General features: G+C 68.6%; 6 protein-coding genes and 1 pseudogene. 2 read left to right on the forward strand and 5 right to left on the reverse strand.

Going from position 1 to position 6905, the window contains the following annotated elements; all coding sequences use genetic code 11:
• Nucleotides 1-399 precede the first annotated feature (399 nt).
• Both VP06_RS34200 and VP06_RS37730 read left to right on the forward strand, forming a co-directional pair.
• The gene (locus VP06_RS34200) at nt 400-765 is read left to right on the forward strand and encodes a hypothetical protein (protein ID WP_156295382.1); all 366 of its coding nucleotides are present in this window, start codon (nt 400-402) and stop codon (nt 763-765) included.
• Nucleotides 766-824: 59 nt separating this feature from the next.
• Nucleotides 825-1661, forward strand: coding sequence for a DUF6036 family nucleotidyltransferase (locus VP06_RS37730; RefSeq protein WP_245290998.1), 837 nt, complete (start codon nt 825-827; stop codon nt 1659-1661).
• 66 nt (nt 1662-1727) lie between these two features.
• Here VP06_RS37730 and VP06_RS00655 read toward each other — a convergent pair whose 3' ends face one another.
• The 5 genes and pseudogenes from VP06_RS00655 to VP06_RS00675 all read right to left on the reverse strand — a co-directional run.
• Nucleotides 1728-2378, reverse strand: a complete 651-nt coding sequence (locus tag VP06_RS00655; RefSeq protein WP_048444520.1) for an NrsF family protein — start codon at nt 2376-2378, stop codon at nt 1728-1730.
• The gene (locus VP06_RS00660) at nt 2375-2929 is read right to left on the reverse strand and encodes a sigma-70 family RNA polymerase sigma factor (protein ID WP_197093094.1); all 555 of its coding nucleotides are present in this window, start codon (nt 2927-2929) and stop codon (nt 2375-2377) included. Before VP06_RS00660 ends, VP06_RS00655 begins: the two co-directional genes overlap by 4 nt.
• A 300-nt stretch (nt 2930-3229) precedes the next feature.
• Entirely contained in the window at nt 3230-4186 is a 957-nt protein-coding gene (locus VP06_RS34210; protein WP_053081471.1) for a transposase, read from the reverse strand.
• Between the two features lie 87 nt (nt 4187-4273).
• Nucleotides 4274-5941 carry a group II intron reverse transcriptase/maturase gene (ltrA, locus tag VP06_RS00670; RefSeq protein ID WP_048461901.1) on the reverse strand — a complete coding sequence of 556 codons (1668 nt, stop codon included), beginning with the start codon at nt 5939-5941 and terminating at the stop codon, nt 4274-4276.
• A 612-nt stretch (nt 5942-6553) separates the two neighbouring features.
• Nucleotides 6554-6905, reverse strand: a pseudogene (locus tag VP06_RS00675) (transposase); the annotation flags it as partial.

Genomic DNA, 6905 nt, shown 5'->3' on the forward strand with positions numbered 1-6905 from the left:
GCTCCCCGTCGCCTCGGGCGCGGCTCCCGTCGCGCCTTCCAGGACGCTCCAGCCCGCCAAAGGAACGGCCTCGCCGGGCAGCCTCGGGTGCGCCCCAGCGCCGCCTGCCATGATGGTGGAGGCCACCAAGGTCGCAAGGATGTACTTCATCGTATGCTCCATCGTCGTTCGCGTATGCCTTGACGGCGCCGCTACCGACGACTTCGGGACCCGCGGATGATGCGTTACAGAGGACCTGTGCGGGGACCCGCGTCCGCGGCGAACCAAGGCCTTGTGGAAGTCGAACCGGGCCTCGATTCCGACGTTGTCGGGTTCCCGGGTGTCGGGCATAATGCCCTCGGTCCGAAACACGCGTGGCTTCAGAGGCATCCCGTGCGTCCCGAGGTGAACAGGGAAGTCGTGAACGATCGTGCCAAGCTGATGATCCATCGGCTCGTGGCGCGTCGGCTCGCGCACGATCCGGGCATCCTCGATAGCGCCAAGATGGCTGTCATGCGGCTTGAGGCGGCCTACCCCGAGCGCACCTTCGTATCCGAATGGCGCGAGATCCTCGGGCAGCCACCCGGGACGATCCGGCAACTCCTCACCCGACGGGACGAAGGCATGCAGCGGCTTCGGCTCTCCTCGCCGTTCCTGGAAGGAGAGGGTGTGTCGTTTGTGCGCGACCCAAACGTCCGAAAGCGGATTTGGCGCCTTGCACGCAAAGGGGCGGCCGCTCAACGGGCGACGCATGCCGGTCGCCAAGGCTTCTCCGCACCGACGTGAAATGTCCCCTTGATATCAGGACAGTCGCGGACCTGGACCGCACCGCCCGTTCACTGGCGTTGCACTTCAAGACCCGCACCGTGGTGGTCGTCGGCAGCCAGGGCATCCTCGTGGGCTGGCCCGGCGCACCGGTCACGATGTGCATGTCGCCCGAGATCGATGCCTATCCTGCCAACGCTCGGGCCTGGGAGGCCGCCCAGGACGACGACCTCGCGGAGGCATCCGAGGAGATCTCCGTCTTCTTCGGCGAGGGCTCGCTCTTCCACACGGCGCACGGTTTCTACATCGACGGCGTCGACGACCGCACCGCCCGCCTGCCGCCCTCGTGGCCCTCGCGCGCGGTGGTCCGGGAGGTGAGTGGCCACGGCACGGCGACCGTGACGGTGGTGGCTCCCGGGCCGGAGGACCTGATCGTTTCCAAGCTCGCTCGCCTCGCCGACAAGGACAGGGACTACATCGCGGCCTACCACCGGGCCCGGCCTCTCGACCTTGCCGTCATCGAGGCCCGCATGGCGGAATGTGGGCTCGAGGAGCTTCCGGCACGGCGTGCGCTCGCCTTCCTCGCCGGCCTTCCCACGCCCCGCGAGAGCACGCCCGCCGGACCCGTGCGGACAGCGGCAGCCGTGCCGTCCCATCCCGCCGAGACGCACTGCGCCTTCCTCATGGACGAGGGGCGTTCGGTTTCGGTCCGCGCCTGGAACGAAGCGGCCGGGCTCTACGAAGTCCTCGACAATCCGCTCGGCCCGGCCGTCGTTGCGCAGGACGGAACGAGCGCCTTCCTGATCGACGGGAAGGCGCTGCCCCGGGAGGTGTGGGACACACATCCGCGCGTCCGCGCCGCGCGACGAGGTGACCTCTCCGGGTACCCGCGACCGAACTGGGCACCCCCGGACTGACCCGCATCCCTCGAAGACCGCGACGCGACTGAAGTGGTCCGGCCCCGAGCGGGCGGCTCAATCGCCTCACCAGCGCATCAGGCGAGGCCCGAGAAGCGCGCCCGCCAGCGTGCAAAGGGCGATCGTTCCGCCGTACCAAACCGCCACGAACGGTACGGTGTCGTCCATGCAGTGGATCGCGTAGCCCATCGCGCTCACGCCTCCCGACGCAAGCCCCACCAAGGCTCCGGCCCGGACGAGGTCCGTCGGTGCGCCAAACTTCCGGACTGCCCACGTCAGGGTCGCGAAGGGGACCACCGCAATCGCCGGGATGGAGACGAGGCATTCGAGCCACATATGGCCGGTGAGCATGGTCCCCCAATGGGCCGGGGGCGCGCTGGCGAGACTGAAGGCAGCGAGGACCATGACCGCCGCGAATGGCAGGGCCACAATCCCGAGGTTCACCCTCCTCTCGCCCCCGGGGCGAGCGATGCGGCCCAGGTAGCGCAAGGCCAGGCCTCCGACGGCGAAGGCGAAGGCCAGCTTCGCCAGCAGGAAGGTGAGTGCCCGCCCTTCGCCCAAGTCCGACCGGACGCCCAACGCGAGGAGGGCCAGGCAAAGCACCCCTGCAGCCCCGGCCGCGGCCCAAAGCGCGATCCGCCTCAGCAGGTTGGGGGACTTGGCAGGCTCGCTGGCGAAGCTCGCGCCAAGCAAGCCAATGAGTTCGTCGGTCTTCATTCCCGTCTGCCTCCTGCCAAGGCGGCCATCGCCTTCAATCCGCGGTGGACGCTGACCTTGATGGCCGATTCCGACATGCCGGAGCGCGTCGCTGCCTCGGCCACGCTCAAGCCTTCCACCTTCATGGCCCGGATCGCCTGTTGCATCTTGCCCGGAAGGCGACCAAGCAGGCGCTCGATGTCGAGCGTGCTCTCGACTGCGACGTGGTCGTCGCGCGCGACCAGTTCCCCCGCGTCCTCGACAGGCACGTCGGCGAGCGAAGCGCGCGTACGCCTCAAATGGTCGATGAGTTTGTAGCGAGCGATGGCGTAAAGCCAGGGCGTGACCGGCTGGCCGACATCGTAGGTGTGCCGTCGGGTGTGAACCGCCATCAGCGTCTCCTGGACGAGATCCTCCGCTTCCGGCGCTGCGCGTCCGGAGCGGGCGAGCTTGCCCTTGAAGTAGGCCCTCAGGTGCGGACCGAGCCGCTCCAGAAACGCCCGGTAATCCGCCGCACTTCCGGCCAGGCCGGACGACAGCAATGCCCGCAACTCGTTTTCCTGACTGATCAAGAGGCCTCTCTCGGCCGACCCGCGGAAGTCGCGTCCGACCCGGCAATTGCACGTCACCGCGGCACGCGTCGCGTCCGATCCGAGCATGCAGCCCCAGGACAAGCGTCCAGCAGCCCGTGCAGCCTAGGGACGCCAGCGCCCTACCGACCTGGGACAGGCGGGGCGGCTGGACGACAACAGCAGTCGCGGTCGTCCGGCCGCCCATCTTGAACTGATTGCCCGCCAGGAGCAATCCGTAGGAAACGGGCGACTGGTTACATGGGATTGCCCCGTTTCTGGTTCTTGCTCGTTTTACGTGGATTATGCGGCCAGAACCATGCGGCGCTTCAGGAGATTGAGGCCTGCCCGTCCGTAGCACTGGCGCTTGATGAGCTTGAGCCGGTTGACCTGGCCTTCAGCCTGGCCGCTACTCCATGGCTCCATGAGAGCAGCCCGGACGGCAGCGATGTCCGCCTCCAATCCTGAGGCGAACGTCGCGATCGCAGGAGCCTCACAGGTTCGGGCCTTCGTGATCCAAGCCTCGATGTCTGCAGCGGCGTCCCGATCATCGGCCACGGGATTGCCCTTCCCGGCGGCGCGCACGAGTGCGGTGAAGCGGCGGGCCAGCCCCGTGACGGCCCGGGCGGTGTCGTCCTGCTCGACGCGGCTCACCACAGCCGCTTCGCTCTCATTCAACACCGAGGTCGGCTGCACGAGCAGCCACGCCAGCTGCCGTGCTGGCGGCAACAGGGTTTCCGATCCAGGCGGCTCCGAAGCGGAAGCCTTGGCACTGCGGGGCTTGCGGCCTGATCGGACCGGCCTCGTCCGGCGCTCGGCGACGAAGCGATGCACCTGCCGGCTCGTCCCCGGATAGCCCTGCTCCCGGATCTCGCGCCACAGGGCCATGGCGTTCTCGCTGCCCTCGTCGATCCGTCCCGCCAAGTATGCGACGTGCGGATCAAGCAGGCTCGGCCCGGCACCGTGAGGCAACCGCGCCGGGAACGTCTCGGCGCTGGCATACTTGCGCACCGTCGCACGAGCCAGCCCCAGGGCACGGGCGATCGCGAGCAGGGGCTTTCCGGCGGCGTGCCGATGGCGGACCTCGTCGTAGACAACCTGCCATCGCATCCGGCTCTGTGCCGCCGCTTCCAACTCCGTCGTAGAGCGGGCAAAGGCGCGGTTGCGCCGGGCGGGACGAACGGTCGAGCCAGGGAGGAGCGGCAGGCTGCGCAACCGGGCATGGGCGCCGTGGAGCCAGCGTTCGACGGCCTGCCGCATGTTGGTGAGCAGGTGTCGGGTAGCCGGGGCTCGTTGCCGAGCCCCAGCCCCCTCAGAACCGGACGGGACGATCTCTCGTCATCCGGCTCAAGCCTCGGCCGCCTGGCGCATCGTCCGCGCGTGGTGAGCCTTGTGGCACCACCGATGCACCAGCTTCAGGTTGGTGATCCGGTCCGTCCCGCCGCAATGGCGCGGTGTGTCGTGGTGGACCTCGACGAAGGTGATGTCCTCGTCGGGGTCGAACGTCACGCCGCACAGTGCACAGCGATAGTCCTGCTGCCGTAGCAGCATCGCTCGCGTGCGAGACCGCATCGTCTCGTCCAGTCGCCGACGCCGCCGGGCCTGCCAGTACGTTCGGTCGTCGGGGTTCAGCGGGCTGCGCTTGCCCTGGACCTTCGCATGCCGGACGATCCCCACCTCGTCGTGCCGCACGAGCTTGGCCTTGCCGTCCACGAAGTTCCACGCCGGGTCGAAGTACCTCGACCGGACCCATCCCGCCGCCTTGGTCGGATGGCGCCGCTTGGCCCATCGCCACAGCTTGGCGAAGACGTGATGATCCGCCGTGTGGAACGCGTGTTTCGACGCCCCGTGCCGGTAGTAGGCCGTCCAGCCCCGGATCACCGGGTTCAGGGCGGCGATCACCTGGCTCGGGCTGGCCTGACGATGGTCGCGCAGATAGTCCCCGATGGCGCGCAGGTGCCGCACCACCTTGGCCTTCTGCGGCCGCGTCAGAACCTTGCCCCGGATGCGTCGGACGGTGAAGCCCAGGAAGTCCACACCGTCGTCGATGTGAACAATCCGGGTCTTCGCCTCGCTCAGCTGCAGCCCGCGTGCACCCAGGAACCGGGAGAGCGCGGGAACGACGTGGGTCTGCAGGACCTCCTGTGTCGGTGCCGTCACCACCAAGTCGTCGGCGTAGCGGATCAGGCTGACGCCGCGGTTCTCACCGCGGCGCAGGCTCGGGCGGACGTACCGGCCCCGAGCATCCTCGGCTCCGAAGAGCCGCTCCATGCCGTCGAGCGCGACGTTGGCCAGCAACGGCGACAGGGGGCCACCTTGCGGCGTCCCTGCCGTCGTCGCCGACCACCTGCCGAGATCCACCGCGCCAGCTTTGAGCCAGCGCCGGATCGTGGTGGTGAACACCGGCAGCCTCGCCAGCAACGGATCGTGTCCGATGGCGTCGAAGCAGCCGGCGATGTCCGCGTCGAGCAGCCAGCCACTCGCACCGGCCGGAGCCAGCGTCGCGTGCAGGGCCACGATCGCGTCCATCGTGCACCGTCCGGGTCGGAACCCGTAGCTGTTCGCCTCGAAGCGCGTCTCCCATTCGGGTTCCAGCGCCAGTTTGACGAGCATCTGCATGGCCCGGTCCCGGACCGTCGGGATGCCCAGGGGGCGCTGCCGCCCGTCCGGCTTGGGGATGTACACCCGCCGGACCGGCTGCGGCCGGTAGTCCCTCAGGCCGAGGCCATGATCGGCCAACCTCATCCGGCTCTCAGGCGTCCTGCACACCACGCCGTCGATGCCGGGCGTATCGCGGCCCGCGTTCTGCTGGGTCACCCGGCGGACCGCGAGCCGTTTTGCGGATGTGGAGCGAACCAGGAGCTTCTGCAGGTTCTTGACCTGCCGAGCCTTCCCGGCCGCCGCGGCACGGAAGATGCGGCCCTGCAATCGCTTCACGGCGTCCTCCGTCGCGGCCCAGTCGATCTCGGGCCACGTCGTCTGTCCGCGTTCACCGGTCAGTTCGGCTGTCACCATCCAACGTCCCCGGCAAGTCCAAGCGATCCAAAGCGTCTCGACCGTTGAGACCGTGACGGAAGTCAGCACCCTTTCGGGTCGGGTATCTCCTCGTTGCCGAGGCCCTGTCCGCCCGGTTACAGGGCGGCCTTCGCTTGCTCCGCCGTTCCTCTACCCCCTCCGCCATGCCCTTCCTTGCGGTCGGGAGACCGTCGCCTTGCGGCGGCGGGACGGGTGGGGCTTACCCTGTTGCCCGATGGGGAGAGGCGGATGGGGAGGCTGCGCCCTATGGTCCGGCGGGTCATGGTGCCACCGTCGTCGATGCTGACACTCGACGATCCGACCCGCGTGCCGTTTTGGCGCCGGCCTGACAGCACCTTTGGCCGGTTGCCGATGACGGACCTTGACTGCGGGCGTTCACACACGTTCAGCCTTCCATCCTCTGCTGGGCCGCCTCCGGATTGGTGCTTCCAGATTAGAGCCGTTGTCCCCGGAGCTTCGCACGTCGGATTGCTCCTTCGCACGTCCGGGTAGCAGCACTCGGGTGGACGAGGTTCCCTTTCAGGACACTCCTCCATCGGACCTTGCGGGCTACTGGAGCGGTGTGGGTTCCAGCAGCCCTCAGGTCGCACGCCAGCGATCGGCGACCTGCTGCGCCTGGGGAGCGCCGAGGCTTGCGCCTCGGGCATACTCCGTCGAGCGATCCCAGGCGACGAGTGCGACGCTGGAGTGCCGTTCGAGCCAGCCGGCCACCGTGGGTGCCGTGCGATCCGGGAGGAGATCGACGACGCGGTGACGGTCGAGGTCGACGACGATCGTGCCGTAACGGCTGCCCTTCCTGATCGCCCAGTCGTCGATGCCGACCCGGATGGGAGCCGGCGTGTCGGGCATCGGCATGCGGGTGACGAGCCGCAGCACGGTCGCGCGGCTTGCCGGCATGTGGAGGTGCGCGAGAAGACGCGCGCCGCCTGCCCCGCCGCAGGCG

This window comes from Methylobacterium aquaticum (assembly GCF_001043915.1).
Lineage (GTDB): Bacteria > Pseudomonadota > Alphaproteobacteria > Rhizobiales > Beijerinckiaceae > Methylobacterium > Methylobacterium aquaticum.

What these genes read in the sequence shown, in the direction of transcription:
- ltrA (WP_048461901.1), bottom strand. Translation starts at nt 5,941, where the DNA reads ATGGTGACAGCCGAACTGACCGGTGAACGCGGACAGACGACGTGGCCC.
- VP06_RS34210 (WP_053081471.1), bottom strand. Translation starts at nt 4,186, where the DNA reads ATGCGGCAGGCCGTCGAACGCTGGCTCCACGGCGCCCATGCCCGGTTG.
- VP06_RS00655 (WP_048444520.1), bottom strand. Translation starts at nt 2,378, where the DNA reads ATGAAGACCGACGAACTCATTGGCTTGCTTGGCGCGAGCTTCGCCAGC.